This is a genomic window from Mesorhizobium sp. WSM4312 (assembly GCF_002294875.1).
Lineage (GTDB): Bacteria > Pseudomonadota > Alphaproteobacteria > Rhizobiales > Rhizobiaceae > Mesorhizobium.
In genome coordinates this window covers 32,093-53,290 of record NZ_NSFU01000005.1, presented here as the reverse complement: position 1 = coordinate 53,290, position 21,198 = coordinate 32,093, and the positions used below count along the sequence as shown (strand labels likewise).

At 65.4% G+C, this 21,198-nt stretch carries 20 protein-coding genes and 1 pseudogene; 14 read left to right on the top strand and 7 right to left on the bottom strand.

Going from position 1 to position 21,198, the window contains the following annotated elements; translation table 11 throughout:
* Positions 1–82 precede the first annotated feature (82 nt).
* Positions 83–676, top strand: coding sequence for a DUF922 domain-containing protein (locus CK228_RS09100; RefSeq protein WP_095787822.1), 594 nt, complete (start codon positions 83–85; stop codon positions 674–676).
* Positions 677–682: 6 nt separating this feature from the next.
* On the opposite strand, the gene CK228_RS09095 is transcribed toward CK228_RS09100, so the two are convergent.
* On the bottom strand, positions 683–1,216 hold the full coding sequence (locus CK228_RS09095) for an alpha/beta hydrolase (protein ID WP_095787624.1): 534 nt from the start codon (positions 1,214–1,216) through the stop codon (positions 683–685).
* Positions 1,217–1,324: 108 nt separating this feature from the next.
* Between CK228_RS09095 and CK228_RS09090 the strand changes: the two genes are divergently transcribed.
* The 3 genes from CK228_RS09090 to CK228_RS09080 all read left to right on the top strand — a co-directional run bounded on the left by CK228_RS09090 (position 1,325) and on the right by CK228_RS09080 (position 5,754).
* A complete protein-coding gene (locus tag CK228_RS09090; RefSeq protein WP_095774013.1) occupies positions 1,325–1,807 on the top strand; it encodes an Lrp/AsnC family transcriptional regulator in 483 nt (160 codons plus the stop codon).
* 67 nt (positions 1,808–1,874) lie between these two features.
* On the top strand, positions 1,875–3,155 hold the full coding sequence (locus CK228_RS09085) for a cytochrome-c peroxidase (RefSeq protein WP_095787821.1): 1,281 nt from the start codon (positions 1,875–1,877) through the stop codon (positions 3,153–3,155).
* Positions 3,156–3,318: 163 nt separating this feature from the next.
* Positions 3,319–5,754, top strand: coding sequence for an EAL domain-containing protein (locus CK228_RS09080; RefSeq protein ID WP_245437997.1), 2,436 nt, complete (start codon positions 3,319–3,321; stop codon positions 5,752–5,754).
* 38 nt (positions 5,755–5,792) lie between these two features.
* Here the strand turns inward: CK228_RS09080 and add are convergent, their stop codons facing one another.
* Entirely contained in the window at positions 5,793–6,785 is a 993-nt protein-coding gene (gene add / locus CK228_RS09075) for an adenosine deaminase (RefSeq protein ID WP_095787623.1), read from the bottom strand.
* A 167-nt stretch (positions 6,786–6,952) separates the two neighbouring features.
* Positions 6,953–7,657, bottom strand: coding sequence for an SDR family oxidoreductase (locus CK228_RS09070; RefSeq protein WP_095787622.1), 705 nt, complete (start codon positions 7,655–7,657; stop codon positions 6,953–6,955).
* 127 nt (positions 7,658–7,784) lie between these two features.
* On the opposite strand from CK228_RS09070, the gene gcvA reads away from it, so the two are divergent.
* Positions 7,785–8,684: a transcriptional regulator GcvA gene (gene gcvA / locus CK228_RS09065; RefSeq protein ID WP_095787621.1), complete on the top strand. Its 900-nt coding sequence runs from the start codon at positions 7,785–7,787 to the stop codon at positions 8,682–8,684.
* Positions 8,685–8,849: 165 nt separating this feature from the next.
* Positions 8,850–9,359, top strand: a complete 510-nt coding sequence (locus CK228_RS09060) for a DUF2867 domain-containing protein (RefSeq protein ID WP_095773767.1) — start codon at positions 8,850–8,852, stop codon at positions 9,357–9,359.
* 89 nt (positions 9,360–9,448) lie between these two features.
* Here CK228_RS09060 and CK228_RS09055 read toward each other — a convergent pair whose 3' ends face one another.
* Complete coding sequence (locus CK228_RS09055; RefSeq protein WP_095787620.1) at positions 9,449–9,910, bottom strand: Lrp/AsnC ligand binding domain-containing protein; 462 nt, start codon at positions 9,908–9,910, stop codon at positions 9,449–9,451.
* A 128-nt stretch (positions 9,911–10,038) separates the two neighbouring features.
* On the opposite strand from CK228_RS09055, the gene CK228_RS09050 reads away from it, so the two are divergent.
* The 3 genes and pseudogenes from CK228_RS09050 (at position 10,039) to CK228_RS09040 (ending at position 12,995) form a co-directional block, all read left to right on the top strand.
* Positions 10,039–11,034 (top strand): ornithine cyclodeaminase family protein, encoded by a 996-nt coding sequence (locus CK228_RS09050; RefSeq protein WP_179295859.1) that lies wholly within the window; start codon positions 10,039–10,041, stop codon positions 11,032–11,034.
* A gap of 148 nt (positions 11,035–11,182) precedes the next feature.
* Positions 11,183–12,316 (top strand): FAD-binding oxidoreductase, encoded by a 1,134-nt coding sequence (locus CK228_RS09045; protein WP_095787619.1) that lies wholly within the window; start codon positions 11,183–11,185, stop codon positions 12,314–12,316.
* Positions 12,313–12,995 (top strand): annotated as a pseudogene (locus CK228_RS09040) (YoaK family protein). The gene CK228_RS09045 and the pseudogene CK228_RS09040 overlap by 4 nt, the downstream one beginning before the upstream one ends.
* A 7-nt stretch (positions 12,996–13,002) precedes the next feature.
* Here CK228_RS09040 and CK228_RS09035 read toward each other — a convergent pair.
* Complete coding sequence (locus tag CK228_RS09035; RefSeq protein WP_095787618.1) at positions 13,003–13,467, bottom strand: MarR family transcriptional regulator; 465 nt, start codon at positions 13,465–13,467, stop codon at positions 13,003–13,005.
* Positions 13,468–13,589: 122 nt separating this feature from the next.
* Here CK228_RS09035 and CK228_RS09030 point away from each other — a divergent pair, with 122 nt between their 5' ends.
* Both CK228_RS09030 and CK228_RS09025 read left to right on the top strand, forming a co-directional pair.
* Positions 13,590–14,405: a p-hydroxycinnamoyl CoA hydratase/lyase gene (locus tag CK228_RS09030; RefSeq protein WP_095773762.1), complete on the top strand. Its 816-nt coding sequence runs from the start codon at positions 13,590–13,592 to the stop codon at positions 14,403–14,405.
* A 38-nt stretch (positions 14,406–14,443) separates the two neighbouring features.
* Positions 14,444–15,958, top strand: a complete 1,515-nt coding sequence (locus CK228_RS09025; RefSeq protein ID WP_245437996.1) for an AMP-binding protein — start codon at positions 14,444–14,446, stop codon at positions 15,956–15,958.
* A gap of 13 nt (positions 15,959–15,971) precedes the next feature.
* On the opposite strand, the gene CK228_RS09020 is transcribed toward CK228_RS09025, so the two are convergent.
* On the bottom strand, positions 15,972–16,697 hold the full coding sequence (locus CK228_RS09020; RefSeq protein WP_095787616.1) for a 3-keto-5-aminohexanoate cleavage protein: 726 nt from the start codon (positions 16,695–16,697) through the stop codon (positions 15,972–15,974).
* Between the two features lie 189 nt (positions 16,698–16,886).
* Between CK228_RS09020 and CK228_RS09015 the strand changes: the two genes are divergently transcribed.
* Positions 16,887–17,078: a hypothetical protein gene (locus CK228_RS09015; protein ID WP_179295858.1), complete on the top strand. Its 192-nt coding sequence runs from the start codon at positions 16,887–16,889 to the stop codon at positions 17,076–17,078.
* Here CK228_RS09015 and CK228_RS09010 read toward each other — a convergent pair whose 3' ends face one another.
* On the bottom strand, positions 17,079–19,178 hold the full coding sequence (locus CK228_RS09010; protein ID WP_095787615.1) for an EAL domain-containing protein: 2,100 nt from the start codon (positions 19,176–19,178) through the stop codon (positions 17,079–17,081).
* 229 nt (positions 19,179–19,407) lie between these two features.
* On the opposite strand from CK228_RS09010, the gene CK228_RS09005 reads away from it, so the two are divergent.
* Entirely contained in the window at positions 19,408–19,857 is a 450-nt protein-coding gene (locus CK228_RS09005; RefSeq protein ID WP_095773758.1) for an ester cyclase, read from the top strand.
* A gap of 352 nt (positions 19,858–20,209) precedes the next feature.
* Entirely contained in the window at positions 20,210–21,193 is a 984-nt protein-coding gene (locus CK228_RS09000; protein ID WP_245437995.1) for a phosphatase PAP2 family protein, read from the top strand.
* The last annotated feature ends 5 nt before the right edge of the window (positions 21,194–21,198 follow it).

Sequence of the window (21,198 nt, the reverse complement as noted above, 5' to 3'; positions counted from 1 at the left end):
GGCGTCCGCCGGCAGCATATAGGAAAAGCGAGCCGGTGGCATTGCCCGTTGTGGCAAGGTCGGTCCCGCCTTGGAGAGCGTTGTGTTGAGAGTTCGCCTGTGTCTTCTGCTGGCCGCATTGGTGGCCTTGCCTGTCACCGCCCATGCGCAGTGGAAGCCGGTCGAGAAGGTCGAGACCTACGCCATTTCGGGCCAGTCCGGGCCGGAACTCTATCGCTCGATCGGCGAGAACGGGCCGAATGTCGGCGTCGCCCGCGCCATCGCCCACACCAATTTCAAGCTCACCTGGACCAGGGACTATCAGGCGCGGGCCGGAGCCTGCGTGCTGGTGTCGGCGAAGCCGAAATTGATCATCACCTACACCTTGCCCAGCCCCTCCGCGCCGCTGCCGCCTGCCATCCAGAAGAACTGGGAGGTTTTCCTCGCCGGCGTCAGCGCCCATGAGAAGGTGCATGGCGCCACCATTGTCGACATGGTGCGCAAGATCGAGGCCGCGACCGTCGGCCTGACGGTCGCCGACGACGCCAAATGCAGCAAGATCCGCGCCGAGATGACCAAGCGCCTGTCCGCGCTCTCGCAGGCGCAGCGCCAGGCCAGCCGCGATTTCGACCGTGTCGAACTCGGCCCGGGCGGCAATCTGCAGAAGCTTATCCTTGCCTTGGTGAATGGCGGCTGAGCGCCCTCAAGCCTCGCAAACCAGACCGTCGAGAAGTTTGAGACCTTCCGGCCAGTCGCCCAGGCCGCTTTCGGCATTGATGTGGCCGAGCGGCCCGATCACGGCCAGGCGGCTGCCCCATTGCGTCGCCCGCGCCTCGGCATACTCCTGCGAGCCATAGGGGTCGTTGGTGCTGGTCACCACCAGCGAGGCAAAGCGCAGCCTGCCCTGCGGAATCCGCGCGAAGGCCATGCCATATCCGGGAAAGACCGCCGACGCCGGATCGGGAACGCCGACCAGCAAGGTCGCCTTCACGGGCCTTTGCGAAATCTTCTGCCAATGCGCGACAAGCAGGCAGGACAGGCTGTGCGCGACCAAGACAGGTGGCTCGGGCGCCGCGATCACGGCAGCCTCCAGCGCCGCCAGCCAGTCGGTGAAATCGGGCAGGTCCCAGCTTGAGGGCTGGAAGCGCCGCATCGCCGGATCGGCGTCTTCCCAGCGCGATTGCCAATGCGCCGGGCCGGAACCGCCGCTGCCCGGCAGGATGATGAAATACGTCATGTCGCCTTGCTCCTATCGATTGCGGCTGCATGGTGGCGGCTTGCGCTGGCATCGGGAATGGGAAATCATCGGAAAAGTCATTTCCTCGCCGATGGATTCAAGGTGACCATGAAGACCAGCGATGAGCGCGCGCCGCTCGACCCGACCGACATCGCCATCATCGAGGCCATGCAGGAGAACGGCCGCATCGGCATATCCGAGCTCGGCCGCCGGGTCGGCCTGTCGCAGCCTGCAACCTCCGAGCGCGTGAAACGGCTGGAGGAGCGCGGCGTCATTGCCGGCTACACCGCGGTGATCGATCCGGCGGCCCTTGGCCTCGGCATGATGGCCATCATCCGCGTGCGCACCACGCATGAGCACATCCGTCCCTGCCTGAAGCAGTTCGCCGAAATGCCCGAGATTACCGAGGTGCACCGCCTGACCGGCGAGGACTGCTTCATCCTGAAAGTGGTGGTGCCCTCGCCCGCCCACCTTGAAACCATCGTCGACGCCGTGGCGCGCCATGGCGCCGTCACCACGGCGCTGGTGCTGCGCAGCGAGACGCCAAAGCCGATCGGCCGCGAGCTGATCCGCGCGAACACGGTTTCGTGAGGGCCGAACCAGTCATCAATCCGTTGCAGTGCGAACCTAACTGCCGAGCGAAATGGACCTGGAATTCATGACGACAGGACGAGGCAAACGCCTGATGATCGCGGCCGCCGCCGCATCGTTGTTCGGCCTTGCCATCGCTTTGCCGGCAAGCCTTGTCCGCGCCGGACCAGGCAGCGTCCACCCCGGCCCGCTATCGCGCGCCGACGCCTTCGCCCGAGCCGAGGCGCTGACCGCGCTTGGCCGGAAGATGTTCTTCGACCCCGCTCTCTCGGCCTCCGGCAGGCAGGCCTGCTCGTCCTGCCATGACCCGCGCCATGCCTTCGGTCCGGCGTCTGCGGCACCCGTCGAGATGGGCGGTCCAAACCTCGACCGGCCGGGCGTGCGCGCCGTGCCGTCGCTGCGCTATCTCCAGGCGGCGCCAGCCTTCACCGAGCATTTCTACGATTCCGAGGATGAGGGCGACGAGAGCGTCGACAATGGCCCGACCGGCGGCCTGACCTGGGACGGCCGCGCCGACCACGGCAAGGACCAGGCGAAAATCCCCCTGCTCTCGCCCTTCGAGATGGCCAACAAGGATGAGGCCGCCGTCGCCGCGGCCTTGCGCAAGGCGGCCTATGCCGGCGACTTCAAGGCGGCCTTCGGCGACGACGTGTTCGACCGCGCGCGCGATGCCTTCGACGCCGCCGCCGAGGCGCTCGGCACCTTCGAGCAGAGCGCTGCCGATTTCTATCCCTATTCCAGCCGCTACGACGCCTTCCTCGCCGGCAAGGCTGAACTGACGGTGCAGGAACTGCGTGGCCGGACGCTGTTCGAGGACGAGACCAAGGGCAATTGCGCAAGCTGCCACTTGAGCGAACCGGCCAAAGACGGCGAGCCGCCGCAATTCACCGATTTCGGCCTGATCGCCATCGCCGTGCCGCGCAACGCCGCCATTCCGGCCAATGCCGACCCGGCCTATGCCGATCTCGGCCTGTGCGGCCCGCTGCGCACCGACTTCAAGGCGCGGACGGAATATTGCGGCCTGTTCAGGACGCCGACCCTGCGCAACGTCGCGCTGCGCAAGAGCTTCTTTCACAATGGCGCCTTCCACACGCTGCGCGACGCGGTCGCCTTCTACGCCAGCCGCGACACCGATCCCGGCCATTGGTACCCCAGGAACGTCGACGGCACGGTCAGGAAATATGACGATCTGCCAAAGGCTTACTGGGGAAACTTGAATCAGGATCCGCCCTTCGACGGCAAAAAGCCCGGCGACAGACCGGCGCTCAACGACGCCGAGATCGACGACATCGTCGCCTTCCTGGGCACGCTCACCGACGCCGACCAGCGGGCGGGGCCAGCGAACTGAACCGCCTTGCCCGGTTTGGCCTGTACGCCGGTGAAAAGAAGGTGCCTCGATCTTGCCGGATTGGATGCGCCGCAATGCCTGGGACCGCTAAAGAAAGACACATCCCATTAGCGCTTCCTAAACCGCCTTGCGGTATTCCTCATCACTCGATGGTGGGACGCAGATGAACGCATTCAGGCGAGCGGCCGGATTTGTTGTGATCCTGTTGACCGGGGCGGCGACGCTGGCGGCGTTGCACATCGATGCCCAGAGAAACTTCGCGCTGGCCAAGGAGCGCTATGTCGAGAACTCCCAGGCAGCTTCCAGAGCGGCCGCCAAGACCGTCGAAGACGCCTTGCGGGCCGTCTACGAGAATGTGCGCACCCTGAGCTATCTGCCGAGCGTGCGGAACCTCGACCGGCATGGCACGAACCTTGGCGATGAGGGCCGCGCGACGATCCAGCAGATTTACAACAACCTCGCCAACAACGTCTCGATTTCCGAGGTCTACTTCCTGCCGCTGGATTTCGATCCGGACCGCTTCGATGCCGCGACCGGCAAGCCCGAGGAGCCGATCCTCCAGTTCGACCAGTTGATCGTGAATGCCAAGGCGAGATCTGATGCCGCTGGCGGCGCCAAACAGGCGAAGCTGGACGAGAATGCCCTGATCCGCCCCCCGGAAGAGGTCGAGACCTATGAATACCATGAGCTGGCCAAACAGCTCGCCTGGCTGAAGACGAACTATCCGAATTCGAGCGCCATCGACGGGTTGAACGTGCCGATCATCGGCACGAAGGAGCTCATCACCTGCGACAACACCGATTTCATCCACACCGGCAATGATGCCGACCGCTCAGGCTTCATCCTTTCGGTCCCTGTCTTCGGCCAGGATGGCAGCCTGCGCGGCTCCGTTTCGGCGATCATGCTTACCTCGGCGCTGCGGAAACTATTGCCGGGCAGTGACTATGTCATCGTCAATTCAGGCTACGGCTTTGAATCCGACCAGCACAAGATGTCGACAGCCCTGGCGGCGGATTCCCGTGCCTTCACGGCGGCCGACCCCAATCTGATCTATTCCGAAGTCATCCCGCTCTCGCTCAACGATCCCAGGAGCGCATGGCGTCTTTGGGCCGGGTTCCCCAACAGCCGCTTCGACGACAACCTGGACGTCCAGTCCGTGCGTGAATTCGAGCTGGCCGGTTATGCGGCGGTCGCGGTGGTCACGCTGCTGGCGCTGGCCTGCTGGTACGCGATCGGGCGCACGATGACGATGCAGGTCGAGGCCGCCGAGACCCTTGAGCGTCGGGTCGAGCAACGCACCGCCCAGATTCAGCATCTCGCCACGCACGATATTCTCACCGGCCTGCCCAACCGGGGCCTCCTGGCCGACACGATGGACGAGGCATTGCGAAGCCTCAGGGACGACGAGAAGCTGGCCGTCCATTGCGTCGATCTCGACCGTTTCAAGCCGGTCAACGACACGCTCGGCCATCCGGTCGGCGACGAGCTGCTCGGGGCGGTAGCGAAGCGGTTGAAACACCATGCCGGCGAAACCGCCATGGTGGCCAGAATTGGCGGGGACGAGTTCGTCATCCTTCAGCTCCTGCTCGACGGCAACGACGAGGCCGGCGTGCTGGCAAGCCGCGTCATTCATGCCCTGTCCGACGAATTCTCCATCCAGGGCCACAAGATCAACATCGGCGGCAGCATCGGCATCGCCGTTTTTCCCGACGACGGGCGAAATTCGGAAACCCTTATCCGCAATGCCGACCTTGCCTTGTACAAGGCCAAGATGGAGGGCCGCGGCACCTGCAGGTCGTTCGAGCCGGGAATGGACGCGAGACTGCAGGAGCGGCGCCAACTCGAATCCGAACTGTCGCTCGGCGTGAAGAAGGAACAGTTCGTCCTGCATTATCAACCGCTGCACGACGCAAAGACCTCGCAGCTCACCGGCTTCGAAGCGCTGGTGCGATGGAACCATCCGCGCCTCGGCCTGCTGGCGCCGTCGGAGTTCGTCCAATTGGCCGAGGAGACAGGCGCCATCGACGCGCTTGGCGAGTGGATCTTGCGGCGTGCCTGCGCCGACGCCGCGAAATGGCCCCAGCCCGTCAAGGTTGCGGTCAATCTTTCGCCGGCCCAGTTCAAACAGCAGGGGCTGTCGCTTCAGGTTGCCGCGGCGCTCGCCGCGTCAGGCCTGCTGCCGTCACGGCTCGAACTGGAGATCACCGAGTCGGTGCTGTTGGCCAACAACGAAAACACTCTGAACACGCTACACAGCCTGCGCGACCTCGGCATCTCCATCGCCATGGACGATTTCGGCACCGGCTACTCCTCATTGAGCTATCTCAGATCGTTCCCGTTCAACCGCATCAAGATCGACCGCAGCTTCGTCAGCCTGATGTGCGAGAGCAGCGAAAGCCGGGCGATCGTCAAGGCCGTCGCCGAACTCGGCACAACGCTCGGCATGACGACGACCGCCGAAGGCGTCGAGACCGAGGACCAGTACAGGCTGGTCAAGGAGAATGGCTGCACGGATGTCCAGGGCTGGTATTTTGGCCGCCCTATGCCGGTCTCCGAGCTTCATGCGCTTTTCGACCAGCCGGAAGCCCTGACCGCGTAATTTGCCAGACGGCACGATGGCGAAATCGGCAGCGGCCCCTAGCTCCGCCAGGCCGCCAGATCGGTCAGGATCCGCGCCTTGAGCGCCGGGTCGGCATAGCTCGCCTGCACCGATGTCGCGGCGAGCTGGCGGATGGTTTCGTCGTCCCAGGCGAAAGCCTCTGCACAGGCCGCGTAGGAGGCTTCGAGCGTGGTGCCGAGCAGCGACGGATCGTCGGTGTTGATCGAGACCGGGACACCGGCCTTGCGCAAGGCATCGATCGGATGTTGCGCAAGCGAGGGATAGACGCCGAGCGCCAGATTGGAGACCGGACAGATGCCCAGCGGAATCTGCCTCTGCGCCAGCAAGTCGATGAGTTCCGGGTCCTCGATCGCCCGCACCCCATGGTCGATGCGGTCGGCGCCCAGCAGATCGATGGCGTCGCGAACACCTTCCGGGCCGCTCGACTCACCGGCATGAACGGTGCGCCGCAAACCCGCCGCGCCGGCCCGGCGAAACGCCTCGGCAAAGCGCGGGCCGGTGCGGCCGGCAGCCGCTTCGTTGCCGTCGATCGACAGGGCGACGACGCGCCTGTGCCTGATCCTGCTCAGCAGCTCCACCAGCTCGATCGCCTCCGCCGCCGACTGGGTGCGAAGCAGGCTGACGCAAAGCCCGACCGGCGGGTGCCCATCCTGTTCGGCGGCCGCGAAACCGGCGTCGAACGCGTCGATCATCCCCGCAATGTCCTTGTGCCAGTGCGGCCAGTGCGTCGGATTGACGATGACGTCGGCGTAGCGCACGCCGCTTCGGCCCATGCGCTGCGCGAACTTGTAGGCCGTGGTGGCGAGCTGCTCGCGCGTACGAAAAGTCCCGCACAGCCAGTCGAGCATCTCGAGGAAGCTCTTGAGATCATGGGCTTCGAAAAGCTTGTCGCGCGGCGCGCGCAGCGGAATGCCGGCTTGCTGGCAGTTCCTGATCACATCGTCGGCCTCGAAACAGCCCTCGATGTGGATGTGCACCTCGGCTTTCGGCAGTCCGATGAAGTCGGTCAATGACGCCTCCCCCTCTTGGCCGGATCATCAAACCATGAAACGGCTGGTGCCGGCTTCAAGAAATGATTGAAAGAATTGCGCATCGGCCGCGAGAGTGGCAGCGCCTCCCCGAACCTGGTTCCTCGCCCACTTCCGTGGGGGCGAGGAACCCAAGCCCGGTCGACGCTTCACAGCGCCCGGATAACACCGCCATCGACGCGGATGTTCTGGCCGGTGATATAGCCCGCCCCCTCCGACGCCAGGAACGCAATCGTCGCGGCGACCTCCTCCATCGTGCCGTAGCGCTGCATCGGCACGCTGTCGCGGCGCTCTTCGACGGTCGGCAGGCTGTCGATCCAGCCGGGCAGCACATTGTTCATGCGCACATTGTCGGATGCATAAGTGTTGGCGAAGATCTTGGTGTAGGCGGTCACTCCGGCGCGGAACACGGCCGAAGTCGGGAACATCGCGTTCGGCTCGGCGACCCAGGCCGTCGAGATGTTGATGATAGCGCCGCCCTTCTGCTTGACCATTTGCGGCGCCACGATGCGCACCGGCCGGATGACGTTCATCAGATAGACGTCCATGCCGGTGCGCCACTGCTCGTCCGTGATCTCCAGGATCGGCGCGCGCGGCCCGTGGCCGCCGCTGTTGACCAGCACGTCGATGCGGCCAAAATGCTCCAGCGTCAGGTCGACGAGGCGCTGCAGGTCGTCATTCGACTGGTTGGAGCCGGTGACGCCGAGCCCGCCCAACTCGTTGGCCAGCGCCTCGCCCTTGCCCGAGGAGGACAGGATGGCGACCTTGAACCCATCCGCCGCCAGGCGCTTGGCCGCCGCCGCCCCCATGCCGCTGCCGCCGGCCACGACAACAGCCACTTTTTCTACACTCATCGGATTTTCCTCTCAGGGTTGGCAGGCACCGCAACCGGTGTTTTCGGGATTTGAACGGTGATATAGCTGGTTCTGCCGCTCGGTTCGAACCAGAATGCCTGAAATCAACCAGTAGAAAAACTCCTGCATGCCTGAAGCCTTCCTGAGCCTGCCGCCGCTGAATGCGTTGCGCGCCTTCGAGGCCTCGGCGCGCCATCTCAACTTCCGCGTCGCCGCCGAGGAGTTGAACGTGACCCAAGGCGCGGTGGCCCAGCATATTCGCGGCCTGGAGACCCATCTCGGCACGAAACTGTTCGAGCGGCTGCCGCGCGGCCTGGCGCTGACCGATCAGGGCCGCGCCTATGTGCCCAACATCCGCCGCGCCTTCGACCTGATCTCGGAGGCAACCTTGCTGCTGCGTCCCGCGCCGGCACGCCTGACGATCAGCGTGACGCCGAGTTTCGCCACCAAATGGCTGATCCCAAGGCTGCAGGATTTCATGGCCGACAATCCGCTGGTCGACCTGCGCGTGCTGGCCAGCGAGAGCCTGTCGAGTTTCCAGTCCGACGGCGTCGACATCGCGGTGCGGCAAGGCCGCCCGCCCTTCGGCGCCGGCTTGATCGTCGACCTGTTGTTTCCCCAGCAGATCGTGGCAATCTGCAGCCCGGCCCTGCTGCCGGCCGGCGCAACCGAAATCGCCGCGGCCGAAATCCAGCATCATGTCCTGCTGCACGACGCGCACAATCTGTGGCCCGAATTCATGGAAAAGGCAGTCGGCCTGAAGATGACGGCCGAGCTCAAGCGCATGCGCTTCAACCAGACCAGCCTCGCCATCGACGCGGCCATCGCCGGCCAGGGCATAGCACTGGCCAGCCGCTTCCTCGTCGCCGCCGACCTCGCCGCCGGCCGCCTGGTCCAGCCGGTCAGCTGCGAAATGCGCGGCACGCAGGATTTTCATATCGTGATGCCGCGAAAGCAGCGCCACCCCGAACCGACACAGGCCGTGCGGCAATGGCTGCTGGACGCGGGGGAACGGCCGCCGGTCTAGGGCGTGTACTCACTTAGCAGCTTGCCGACCGCGGAAGAGCGGACGTTGCCCGAGGTCGCGGAAGGGTCAACAGCAGAAGTTCCTTGATACGTTTGATGGAGAGCCCGTTCGTGCTATTGCAGTGCACCACCTCTTCGCTTCCATTCAGTCCGGAGCGGACCATCCATGACGCGCGTTGCTCGAGTCGATTTGCCGCAACATTCCGCGCTTAGGCCGCTCTATGCCGAGGCAGGCTTCGCTGACGCATTCGCGATCGATCTGCCGAGCCATGCGACGGGCGACGCCGAACGCCTCGCCGCCCATATGCTGATGGGTCAGGCGCGGTGGGTTGGCTGGCTGATAGCTCTCAGGGACACTTTGGTTGCGGGGTTTGGTCTTAAGACATCGTCTGAGTTGCGCGATGACGTTGCGACCGACAGGATTGATTTCTTTCGGGTCTACGATCGGCGGCGTCATGAGATTATTCTTGGCGAGGATGATCGCCATCTCGACTTCCGTTTGTCCGTCTTGGTTGAAGAGTCCGCTTTGTGCCGCCGGCTTGTCGCCACAACGGTCGTGACCTTCAATCATTTGGGAGGGCGGGCCTATATCGCGGGAATTGCGCCTTTCCATCGCCTGATCGTAAAATCGTCCTTGCGTCGAGCCGAGCGATCGGGCTGGCCAGCCGAGCTGTGAGGTCGCGCCGCCGGCCGGACCAGATTCGCTACGTCTGCTTTCGGGCGTATGGCGTCCAGGCTACGGTTCGGCGCCAATAAGTCCACGTCCTAGATCGGCAGCAACGCGTCCGGCTTCACATTGGCGATCGAGGCGTAGGTGTGCGTCTCCCTGACGCCGGGCAGCGGCAGGATCACCCGCTGCAGGAAATCCTGGAACATCGCCATATCGGCGATGCGCGCCTTGACCAGATAATCGAAGCCGCCGACCACCATGTGGCATTCGATGATCTCGGGCGCCCGCATGACCGCCTCGGCGAAACGGTCGAAGACATGCGGCGCCGTATGATCGAGCCGCACTTCGATGAAGACGAGTTGTGCCTGCCCGATCCGGGCCGGGTCGAGAACGGCCCGAACCGCCCGGATGAAGCCTTCGGCGAACAGCCGCTTGATGCGTTGCGCCGCCCCGGTCGGCGACAGGCCGACGCGGCGGGCCAGATCGAGCGTCGTGCGACGGCCATCCTCCTGCAGCAAGCGCAACAGCGAGCGGTCGATGCGGTCGAGATCGTCCATTTGAATTCACACTTTCTGACCACAGATAGCGCGATTATCACGCAAAAATCGCGAAAACAGCATATTTCATCGCACTATCGAGTGGCAATACCGTTGGCGGGCAACGCAACCCGACCAAGGCAAATCCCATGACATCGACCATACGGACCTCCCGCAATGCCCTTACCAAGGGCGACACGGCCGTGCTCATCCTGAGCGAAGGCGAGGTGAGAACATGCATCGACCTGCGTCGGCTTCTCGAGGCGTTGGCGGAGGGCTTCAAGGCATTGTCCCGCGGCGAGATCGTCAATCCGGCGCGGCCACAGCTCGACATTCCGCGGGCCGGCTATTCGCTGGCGATGCCGGCCTGGATGGCGGGCATGCATCTGTCCGTGAAGATCGTCAACGTCTTCGAAGGCAACATAGCCCGGGCGATCCCCAGCCATCTCGCCACCATCCATCTGTTCGACCCGGAAACGGGCATGCCGGTCTGTGTCATGGACGGCACCTATATCACCGCCGTGCGCACCTCCGGCTCCGCCGTGCTCTCGGTGCGGGAACTGGCCCGCCGCGACGCCAGGGTCGCGACGGTGGTCGGCGCCGGCGTGCAGGCCGGCCAGCACTTGCACCTTCTGCCGCTGGTGCGGGACTTCACCGAGATCCGCGTCGCCTCGAAGGAGTTCGCGGACGCGCGGGCGCTGGCAGCGCAGCATCCGGGCGTCGTCGCCGTCAGCGATCTCGAGGCAGCGGTGCGCTCGTCCGATGTCGTGTGCCTGGCAACGCATTCCTACCAGCCGGTGATCTCGGCCGAATGGCTGCGCCCCGGCACGCATGTCTCGTCGGTGGGCGTGGCACCACCCGGCGGCGAGCTGCCGGTCGAGCTTGTCGGCCGGGCCAGCCTGTTCGTCGAGACCAGGGACGCCTTCGCGCCTACTCCGGTCGGCTCTTGCGAACTCGATGGCATCGATCCGCAAACCGGAACCGAGCTTGGCGAGATGCTGCTTGGACTGCGGCCGGGAAGGATAAGCGCCGACCAGATCACCGTCTACAAGGCCATGGGTGTCGCCATGGAGGATCTGGTGGCGGCGGATCTCGCTTATCGCGAGGCGGTGCGGCGAGGACTGGGGCGGACTGTGACCTTGTAGAGGACGCTGTCGATCGTCGGAGCTGGCGCTGCCCTCATTGCCCCACCGGCCATTTCTCCCCCGTAGAACAGGAAGAAATGGCTGCGCGAACGACCGAGGGAAAGTCGCGCCGTTTGACTGGATACGAAATCATTTTTACGACTGCTTGATGCAGTCGAATCCTCCCAGAAAAATTGTCGTCATCGGTGGTGGCATTGCCGGCCTGTCGCTTGCGGCGGCCGTGCGGGATTGGGCCTCCGTTACCGTCCTCGAGCGCGAGCCGCATCTTGGCTACCACGCCAGCGGCCGCTCCGCCGCTTTGTTCACCGAGACCTACGGCAACCGGCTGGTGCGCGCGCTGACGCTGGCCAGCCGGCAGCAAATCGTCGAGGGCGGCTTCGTCGCCCATCGGCGCGGCGCGCTGCATGTCGGCTGGAAAGGCGACGGCGCCGCGATCGACAAGCTGGCCGATGAATTGCAGGCGCTGGTGCCCAGCGTGCGTCGCCTGTCGGCGGCCGAGCTCCACGCGCTGGTTCCCGCCATCGCCACTGAAGCCACTTGCGGCGGCGTCTATGAGCCGGACGCCGTGGATATCGACACCGGCAAGATGCTGGCGGCCTGCGCCTCGGCGCTGAAGGCCGGCGGCGGCGCAATTCGCACCGGCGAGGAGGTGCGCGCCATTTCGCAAGACGGCGGCGGCCTGCGCGTGCAGACAAGCGCCGGTGTCTATCCAGCCGACATCGTCGTCAACGCCGCCGGCGCCTGGGTCGATGTCGTCGCTGGCTTGGCCGGGGTCTCCGGCCTCGGCTTCCAGCCGAAACGCCGCACCGCTTTCCTGTTCGATCCACCCGCCGGCACCGACATCGCCAGCTGGCCGCTGGTGGTCGACCTGCACGAACAATTCTATTTCAAGCCCGATGCCGGCAGGCTGATCGGCTCGCTCGCCGACGAGACCGATTCCGAGCCTTGCGACGCCTGGCCGGAAGACATCGATGTCGCCATCGCCGTCGACCGCATCGAGCAGGCGACGTCGATGCGCATCGGCCGTCCGTCGACGCCATGGGCGGGCCTGCGCACCTTCGCGCCGGACCGCACGCCGGTCGCCGGCTTCGACCCCCGCCTGCCTGGCTTCTTCTGGCTCGGCGGCCAGGGCGGCTATGGTTTCCAGGTGTCGCTGACCTTGGCCAGGCTGGGCGCGGCGCTGATGCGCGGCGAGCCCCTGCCGGAGGATGTCACGGCACTCGGCGTCACCGCCGCGGCGCTGGCGCCCGACCGTTTCCTGGTCCCGGCGACGACGCCATGAAACCAGCACTGCCGCTGCTGCTGAGCCTCAATGGCGGCTATGTCGACACGGCCGGCTTCCTGGCGCTGCAGGGCCTGTTCACCGCGCACGTGACCGGGAATTTCGTCACCCTCGGCGCCTCGCTGGTGCTCGGCATTTCGGGCGTGCTGGCAAAGCTGCTGGCGCTCCCGGTGTTCTGCATCGTCGTCATCCTGACCCGGCTGGCCGGCGAGCATTTGCGCCGGCGCGGACATCAGGCGCTCGGAGTGCTGCTGGCGACCAAACTGGCGCTGCTCGTCGTCGGCGCCGCCTTGGCGATCCGCTTTGGTCCCTTCGCCAGTGTGACGGCGCGGCCGCCATCGTCACCGGCATGGTGCTGGTCGCCGCCATGGCGATCCAGAACGCGGTGCACCGGGTCCATCTGGCGGCCGCCCCGCCTTCGACGCTGATGACCGGCACCACCACCCAGATCATGATCGACCTCGCCGATCTCATCGGCGGCACGGCCCCGGAAGCCCGCCCGGCGCTCATTGCCCGCCTGCGGCGCATGGCGGCGGCGGTCGCCGTCTTCGCCGCCGGCTGCGCGGCAGCCGCCCTCGGCTTTGCCTATGCCAATGTCTGGTGCTTCATCGTCCCGCCGGTGATCGCGCTGCTCGCCCTCTTGCTGCGGCTTTCCGCGCCGGACGGCGAAGCCAAATAGGCAGCCCTCAACCTTCGTCCGTCCAGATCAGGCGCAGCAGGCGCAGCAGCGTCGCCCGCTCCTTCTTCGTCAGCCTTTGCAGAAACCTGTCTTCGTGCCGGCAAACCTGTCGCCGCCAGCCCGGCATCGCCTGTCTGGCCGCCGGCGTCAGGGTCAGCATCCGCACGCGCCTGTCCTCGGCATGGTCGTCGCGCTCGACCAGCCCGCGCTCTTCCAGTTCGGCCAGCAGCGGCGCCATGTTGGCGCTCCTCATGCCCAGGAGACGGCACAGTTCCGCGGCGCGGATGCCTGGCCGCTCATCGATCAGCGCAAGCATGCCATAGGTGACCGGGCGCAGGCCCGCTTCGGTCAGCTCCACCGCGAAATCATTGAGCGCGAAAGCCGAGGCGCGCTTGAGATTGTAGCCGATCTGCGCATCGAGCGCGTCGTCGGACATCATTCCTGGCACGGTGTGAGGCTGGTTTTCGTCCATGCCAACCGATCGCCGCGATGCCGGCTCTTGTCAAGCGAAAAAGACTATGCGACATAGCAATCAATATAGCTATGCCCCATAGCAATTTTCCATAGCAGTGGTGGAACGGGAGGAGACCGACCATGACCGATGAGACCGTTGCCTTCGACGTCGAGAACGGCATCGCCTGGGTGCGCTTCAACCGGCCGGACAAGCGCAATTGCATGAACCCGACGCTCAACCGGCGCATGATGGAGGTTCTCGACGAACTCGAATACCGCGACGATGTCGGCGTGCTGGTGCTGTCGGGCGAAGGCAGCGCCTGGTCGGCGGGCATGGACCTCAAGGAGTATTTCCGCGAGACCGAAGCCAAGGGGCTCGGCGCCGTCCGCAAGGCGCAATCCGAAGCCTATGGCTGGTGGCGGCGCCTGCGGTGGTACGGCAAGCCGACCATCGCCATGGTCAATGGCTGGTGCTTCGGCGGCGGCTATGGCCCGCTCTTCGCCTGCGATCTCGCCTTCGCCGCCGACGAGGCGCAGTTCGCCCTGTCCGAGATCAACTGGGGCATCCTGCCCGGCGGCGGCGCCACCAAGGTGGTTGTCGACCTGCTGTCGATGCGTGACGCCATGTATCACGCACTGACCGGCGAACTGATCGACGGCAGGAAGGCCGCCGCCTGGAAGCTGGTCAATGAAAGCCTGCCGCTGGCTGAGTTGAAGACACGGGTCACCGAGGTTGCCAACATCCTTCTGAAGAAGAACCCGATCGCGCTGAAGGCAACCAAGGACGCCATCCGCCGCGTGAGCGAAATGACCTACGACAATGCCGAGGACTATCTGGTCCGCGCCCAGGAGGCGGCCAACTCCCACGACAATGAGGGCCGCAAGGAAGGCATCCGCCAGTTCATCGACGAAAAGAGCTACAAGCCCGGCCTCGGCGCTTACGACAAGGCCAGATGACGCGATAAGCCAACGATGCAATCTGGGAGGAGATGCGCATGCCGGCCTTGACGATTTCAGACCCCGTGGCCCTGCATGCCGGCGCGCAGCCGGATCGTGTTGCCTGCGTCGACCTGGCCTCCGGCCGGCGCTGGACCTATGCCGCGCTTGACGAAGCCATCCAGCGCACTGGGCGCGTTCTCGAAACCGGCTACGGCGTCAAGCCCGGACAACGGATCGCCACGCTTGCCCGCAACAGCGCCGATCTCCTGATCCTGCAGCAGGCCGCAATGCGGCTCGGCGCCATCTTCGTGCCGGTCAACTGGCGGCTTGCCAGTGCCGAACAGCAGACAATCCTTGCCGATTGCGATCCGGTGCTGCTGTTGCATGACGCCGTCCTGCAGGCAGCATTGCCCGGGCGCTGCATCCCTGTCGATGTCGCCGCCTTCGCGATGGCGGTCGAGGCAGAGACGCCGGCGCCGCGCCGTCCCCTGCCCGCTGACGATGCGCCCTCGGTCATCCTCTACACGTCGGGCACGTCGGGCCGGCCAAAGGGCGTCATCGTCACCGAGCGCAACGCTTTCGCCACGGCGGTCAATTTCGGCGTGCTGGGCCGCGTCGGCAATGCCAGCGTCTTCCTCTGCGACGCGCCGATGTTTCATGTCATCGGCCTCATCACCAGCCTGCGTCCGACGCTGCTTCAGGGTGGCACCGTGCTGATCTCCCCCGGCTTCGATGCCGGCGCCACCAATCGCCGCCTCGCCGATCCGGCTCTTGGCGTCACCCATTATTTCTGCGTGCCGCAGATGGCCAGGATGCTGCGTGAACATCCCGACTTCACGCCGTCGCGCTGGACCGCGCTCACCGCCATCTTCACCGGCGGCGCGCCCAACCCGGCCACGGATATCAGATGGTGGCTGGCCCAGGGCGTGCGCATGGCCGACGGCTTCGGCATGACCGAGGCAGGCACGGTGCTTGGCATGCCGGTCGAGGCCGACCGCATCGCCGGCAAGGCAGGCTCGTCCGGCCTGCCGGCGCCGACGATCGGCCTGCGCCTCGTCGACGACGATGGCCGCGACGTCGCGGCCGGCGAGCCCGGCGAGATATGGCTTTCCGGCCCCTCGATCACGCCAGGCTATTGGAACCGGCCGGAAGAGACGGAGCGCGCCTTCACCGCCGATGGCTGGTTCCGCACCGGCGACATCGCGCGGCGCGACGAGGAAGGCTTCGTCACCCTCGTCGACCGTCGCAAGGACATGTTCATTTCCGGCGGCGAAAACATCTATCCCGTCGAAATCGAAACCGTGTTGCTCGACCATCCCGGCATCGCCGAAGCCGCCGTGATCGGCGTCGCTGACGCGCGCTGGGGCGAAGTCGGGCGCGCCTTCGTCGTGGTGAAACCCGGATGCGTCGTCGATCCGGCCGATCTGGCAAACCATTGCGGCGCGCGCATCGCCCGCTTCAAGGTGCCGAAAGAGTTCCTGCTCACCGATACGCTGCCGCGCACCGCATCCGGCAAGATCCAGAAACACATTTTGCGCGCGTGGACGGCACCGGCCCGCCGGCAGAGCTGAGGCAGACCGCGGGTCAGCTGGCGGACGCGGAGCGGAAAACCGCCACCGCCGCCGCGACGATTTCCGCATTGTCCTTGGCCACGGTTCCATCGGCGAGCGTCTTGCCGTCTTCCAGCCCGACCCTCGTCGACCACCGCTTTTGGCGCGCCAGCTCGACGAATGGCCAGACGGTGGCGTCCACGCCATGCAGCAGGATCGGCCGCCGCACTTCGGCGTGCTCAAGCACGGCGGCGATGCCGTTTGCCTCGGCGAGTGACGCTACAAGGTCCGGTATGTCGATTTCGATCAGGATGCGCAGCACCCGGTCGTGATCGGCGAGCGCCACGAACCGCTCGGCGTCTTCTATCGTGGCGAGCCCGGCCTCGATGCCGACGCCGCGCTGGCGCAGCAGCTCCATCACGGCGGGCGCGTCGGCCTCGGAGAGATTGACCGAGGCATAGTCGGGCAGCTCGCGCCAGCCGGCGATCGCCGCGCGGGTGCGCGCGACATCGTTCTCGATCCACGCGCCGGTCGACACACCGACCAGCGTGCCTGGGCAGGCTCCGCGCACGGCCAGCACCGTCGCATCGACGGCGGCCAGGCTTTCGTGCCCGTCGGCGCCCCGCGGATGGATGTGCAGTTCGCCGGCACCGGCCGCGACGCAGGCAGCCGCATCGCTGGCCATGGCCTGCGCCGTCATCGGCAGCTTCGGATGAAAGTCGCGCGGACGCGCGCCGTTGATGCAGGCCTGGACGATCATCAATACCACCTCGGACAAGGAGGTGGCAGTCTAGCCGCCCGACAAGGCAGGGCAAAGCGCTGCGCGCTGCCTCTCCTGACAGCGCGGCCAAGATCAATCGGCATTTGAATAAAAACCGCCTGTGGATATTTACCCCACATTCCGCCGGGCCGGCCAAGATAAATTAGGGCGGGATCATGGAGGGAACCATTGACCAGCGATTTTTCAGCCGCCCGCATCCATCTCGAACGCGCTTATCATTATCTGCGCGGCAATGACGAGACGAGCCGCTCGGCATGCGAGGCCCTCGACCTCCTGATCGAGACGGTGGCGGAAGCCCAGCACAGGCGACCCGAGACCGCTGTGCTGGAATTTCCGCAAGCGATGGTGCGGCAAATCTGATTAGGACGCCTTGCGGGCCGGTGCTGCGGTTACCGGCCCGATGGCGGGCGCGACGATCCGCTCCAGCGGCTCGGGCCGGTGCAGCAGGAAACCCTGGCCGAAATCGACGCCCATCGCCTGCAGCATGACGAGCGTCTCGGCTTGCTCGATCTTCTCGGCCACGACGGCGCAGCCGACGCTGCGGGCAATGCCTGATATGGCCGAGACGATCTCGCGATCGAAGCGGCTCTCGGCCATGTGCTCGATGAAGGAGCCATCGATCTTGATGGCATCGACCGGAAAGCGCCTGAGATATTCGAACGAACTCATGCCAGCGCCGAAATCGTCGAGGCTGACCTTGCAGCGCCGCTCGCGCGCCTTGCGCACGAACGTCTCGGCGGCATCGAAATTGGTGACGGCGGCGGTTTCGGTGATCTCGAAGCCGATACCGGAATGCGGCGCCCCAGTCTCCTCGATGATGCTGTCGACGAAGTCCCACAGTCCCGGATCGCTCAGCGTCTGCGCCGACAGGTTGAAGCCGAGCGCGATCGCGCCGGACTTCATCGCCGCGCCATGCCGCGACAGCGCGGTGCGGATAATCCAGCGATCGAGCCTGGCGGCTATGCCGAAACGCTCCGCCGCCGGGATGAATTCGCTAGGCGGAATCAGCTTGCCGCCGCGCCCGACAAGCCGCGCCAGCACCTCGACATGGCGGTTTTCCTGCCAGGGCCGGCCCAGCCGGTGGATCTCCTGGCCGAACAGTTTCAGCCTTCCGTCCTCCATGGCGTCGACCGTGTCGGCGGCGAGCCGCGCCGCGTTGAGGCCGCCGGTGGCGGCCTCGGCCGAAAACACCGCGAAGCGATCGCGCCCGGCGGCCTTGGCCGCGTAGCAGGCATCGTCGGCGCAGGCCAGCGCATCGGCGACTGTGGTCACCCGGTCGTTGACGATGGCGATGCCGATGCTTGCCGCGAGCCGCCGCGCGGCCGCGGCAGAGCCCAGATCGGCGCCGCGCACGGCCGCCAGTATGGCCCCAGCCAGCCGCTCGGCCTGCGCTGCGTCGCAATGCGGCACCAGCAGCGCGAATTCGTCGCCGCCGAGCCGCGCCGCATGCGCCGATGGCTGCAGGCAGGCGCGGATGCCGGCGGCAACGCTCTTCAGTGCCATGTCGCCGGCGGCGTGGCCGGCAAAATCGTTGAGCGCCTTGAAGTAGTCGAGATCGACATAGAACACCGCCAGCGGCGCACCCGCCGCGATATGCTCGGCGAGCAGCCGGTCGAAGGCGGCGCGGTTCCACAGGCCGGTCAGCGCGTCGTGGCGGGCGGCAAACGCCAGCTCCTGTTCGCGCAGCTTGTCCTCGGTGATGTCGCGCACCGTGCCGAGGATCTGGCCGGCGGCACCCACGGCGGCGATGAAGCGGACCAGCGATTCGACGTGGCGGATCTCGCCGTCGCGCTTGATGATGCGGTATTGCGAGGCGGTTACGCCGCTTGAGCCAGGCGGCGGCTGGTGGGCGCGCTCGGTGGCTTCCTTGTCGTCGGGATGCAGATAGGTGTGCCAAAGGTCGGCCGTCACCTCGTCGGTGTCGGCAACGAGGCCGAATATGTCCCTGGTGCGGGTGTCCCAATAGCTCTTGTGGGTGGCGATGTCGTGGTGCCAGATGCCGGTGCCGCTGGCGGCGAGCGCCAGGCGGAAGCGCACATTGACCTGTTCGAGCTCGGCTTCGGCCGTCTTCTGTTTGGTGATGTCGGTCTGCACGCCCATCAGCCGCAGCGGCTTCCCGTCCGCGTTGCGCTCAACGATGCCGCCGCGGTCGAGCACCCACACCCAGTGGCCCAGCTTGTGCTTCAGCCGCAGTTCCGTCTCGATGGCGTCGGTCTGTCCGGCAATGTGGCGTTCGCCGCTGGCCAGCGCCCGCTCGCGATCGTCGGGATGGGTCAGCCGCAGCCACAGGTCGCTGGTGTTGGCAAGCTCCCTTTCATCATAACCCAGCATCCGCGCCCAGGTCGCGGAATAGAAGCACTCGCCGGTCGCAAGATCCCAATCCCAGACGCCAAGATGGGCCCGCTCCAGGGCCGTGGCCCAGAACGTTTCATTGCGGCTTTTCTTGTCCTGACCCGTCATCGTTTGTTTTCGCCTGCTCCACCTGCGGGCAATCTGCGACAAAACCAGAGAAGAAACAGTTACCGGGACGCGGCAGGCATGCCTTCCCGCCTGCAATATTTCGTGGCGCCCCGTCTTTCGATTGGCCGGCAAGAACCGGAGTTTTGCGCTCCCCCGATGGGCCTAGGGATGGCCAAGGTCATCAGCGACACCGCGGATGACCCCAGCCAAACACGAAAGGACGCTCCCAATGACCAAACAGGAAGACAACAAGGCCGTCGTCGTCAGATGGTTCACCGACTTCTGGGGTGAAACCTGCGACCTGTCCGTCGTCGACGACATCGCCGCGCCCGACATGCTGCTCAAATATTCGCTGCACGAGCCGCGCCGGGGCCGCGACGACATCAAGGCCTTCATGACCGATTTCCGCGCCGCCTTCCCGGATCTCAACTTCTGGGCCACCGCCGATCTCATCGCCGAGGGCGACTACGTCGTCGGCCAGTGGGAGGGCGGCGGCACGCATACCGGCCCGGCTTTCGGCGATTTCCTCGCCGGTTCGCTGCCTGCCGCTACCGGCCGCGCCATGCGCTTCACCGGCACCACGGTGCTGAAAGTGATCGACGGCAGGATCGTCGAGGAGATCGGCCTCGACGACGGCGTCGCCGCGCTGACCCATCTCGGCCTGATCAGGGCCGCCTGATCCGCAGGGCCATCGCCGGCCAGGCGGTGGCCCGCTTCGACTGCGGCCGAAGCCCGGCAACCTTTCGGGTTTGGACACCGCTTCGGCGCGGTCGCTCCTTCTGCATTCGACGATGACATCTTCGTCAACGAATCCTTGACGGAAAGGGAAGAAATATAACCATCCAATATTTGTATTTTTTATCAACCCAAAGTGTAATTGAATAGTAATACTTCATCGGCGAAATACCCCTGTTAATGCTTGGGCAGTTGGCGGGTTTTCCTCAATGAGTGCGCACACCGCGCAGCGGAACGGCGAGCGCCGGCCGCTTGGCGTTTTTGACCTGGACATCGCCGCGACCAGGAGCGGGTGGATGCTGACCGCCCTGTGCCTGGCCTATGCTCTGGCCGCGCTTTGCCTGCAGCCGGGCCGCTATCTGCACCTGGCGCAATCCTACGCGGAGCCATTCGTCGTCTTCCTGCCTATGCTTCTTGCGGCCGGCCTCGGCGTGATGGCGCTGACATTTGCCAGGCATAGCCCGACGCGGTTCATGCTCGACATGCTCAGGCAGCGCTGGCTGGGCGCCGCACCGGTGATCCTGCTGTCCTTTCTCGGCATTACCGCCTTCACTGCCTTCAAGATTGCCATCCCCGACATCGTGCCATTCTATGCCGACCGCATACTGGCGGAGCTTGATGTTGGGCTGCATGGCGCCGATCCCTGGACATGGGTGCACCGCGTCGTCCCCGAACGCATTTCGGCTGTCATCTTCATCGGCTACGGATATGGCTGGCACGTGCAATGGTTCGGCACCTTGCTGTTCGTCGCCTTCTGGAACAACCCGGCAGCGCGTTTGCGTTATCTGTGGGCGCTCGCGCTGACCACGATCCTGTGCGGCACCGTTCTGGCCATGGCGCTGTCTTCCGCCGGCCCGATATTTCACGACCAGTTCTACGGTGGCGACCGGTTTGCCGGGTTGCAGACCGCCCTGGCGCGGAACGGCTACGCCGCACCGGTCCATATGTATGCCAGCTATCTGCTCACAGCCTACACAAGCGGCCGCCCCGAACTGGGCGGCGGCATTTCAGCCATGCCAAGCATGCATGTCGCCTTCGTCACGCTCAACGCGTTGTTCCTGAGCGGCTTCGGCCGCCGCTGGACCGTCGCCGGCTGGTCCTTCGCCGCACTCATCCTGTTCGGCTCGGTCTACACCGGCTGGCACTATGCCGTGGACGGCTACCTTTCGATCCTTGTCGTATCCTTAATCTGGTACCTGACCGGGCGTTTCGTTCTGCCCGAGGCGAGTCGCGATACCGTCGGGACGCGCCTGCCTCTGCCCGAACCGGCACCGCAATGACCGGG

What these genes read in the sequence shown, in the direction of transcription:
- CK228_RS09010 (WP_095787615.1), bottom strand. Translation starts at nt 19,178, where the DNA reads ATGACGGGTCAGGACAAGAAAAGCCGCAATGAAACGTTCTGGGCCACG.
- CK228_RS09090 (WP_095774013.1), top strand. Translation starts at nt 1,325, where the DNA reads ATGAAGACCAGCGATGAGCGCGCGCCGCTCGACCCGACCGACATCGCC.
- CK228_RS09055 (WP_095787620.1), bottom strand. Translation starts at nt 9,910, where the DNA reads ATGGACGATCTCGACCGCATCGACCGCTCGCTGTTGCGCTTGCTGCAG.
- CK228_RS09005 (WP_095773758.1), top strand. Translation starts at nt 19,408, where the DNA reads ATGACCAAACAGGAAGACAACAAGGCCGTCGTCGTCAGATGGTTCACC.
- CK228_RS09025 (WP_245437996.1), top strand. Translation starts at nt 14,444, where the DNA reads ATGCCGGCCTTGACGATTTCAGACCCCGTGGCCCTGCATGCCGGCGCG.
- CK228_RS09060 (WP_095773767.1), top strand. Translation starts at nt 8,850, where the DNA reads ATGACGCGCGTTGCTCGAGTCGATTTGCCGCAACATTCCGCGCTTAGG.
- CK228_RS09035 (WP_095787618.1), bottom strand. Translation starts at nt 13,467, where the DNA reads ATGGACGAAAACCAGCCTCACACCGTGCCAGGAATGATGTCCGACGAC.
- CK228_RS09045 (WP_095787619.1), top strand. Translation starts at nt 11,183, where the DNA reads ATGCAGTCGAATCCTCCCAGAAAAATTGTCGTCATCGGTGGTGGCATT.
- CK228_RS09030 (WP_095773762.1), top strand. Translation starts at nt 13,590, where the DNA reads ATGACCGATGAGACCGTTGCCTTCGACGTCGAGAACGGCATCGCCTGG.
- CK228_RS09020 (WP_095787616.1), bottom strand. Translation starts at nt 16,697, where the DNA reads ATGATCGTCCAGGCCTGCATCAACGGCGCGCGTCCGCGCGACTTTCAT.
- CK228_RS09080 (WP_245437997.1), top strand. Translation starts at nt 3,319, where the DNA reads ATGAACGCATTCAGGCGAGCGGCCGGATTTGTTGTGATCCTGTTGACC.
- gcvA (WP_095787621.1), top strand. Translation starts at nt 7,785, where the DNA reads ATGCCTGAAGCCTTCCTGAGCCTGCCGCCGCTGAATGCGTTGCGCGCC.
- CK228_RS09095 (WP_095787624.1), bottom strand. Translation starts at nt 1,216, where the DNA reads ATGACGTATTTCATCATCCTGCCGGGCAGCGGCGGTTCCGGCCCGGCG.
- CK228_RS09050 (WP_179295859.1), top strand. Translation starts at nt 10,039, where the DNA reads ATGACATCGACCATACGGACCTCCCGCAATGCCCTTACCAAGGGCGAC.
- CK228_RS09000 (WP_245437995.1), top strand. Translation starts at nt 20,210, where the DNA reads ATGCTGACCGCCCTGTGCCTGGCCTATGCTCTGGCCGCGCTTTGCCTG.
- CK228_RS09085 (WP_095787821.1), top strand. Translation starts at nt 1,875, where the DNA reads ATGACGACAGGACGAGGCAAACGCCTGATGATCGCGGCCGCCGCCGCA.
- CK228_RS09070 (WP_095787622.1), bottom strand. Translation starts at nt 7,657, where the DNA reads ATGAGTGTAGAAAAAGTGGCTGTTGTCGTGGCCGGCGGCAGCGGCATG.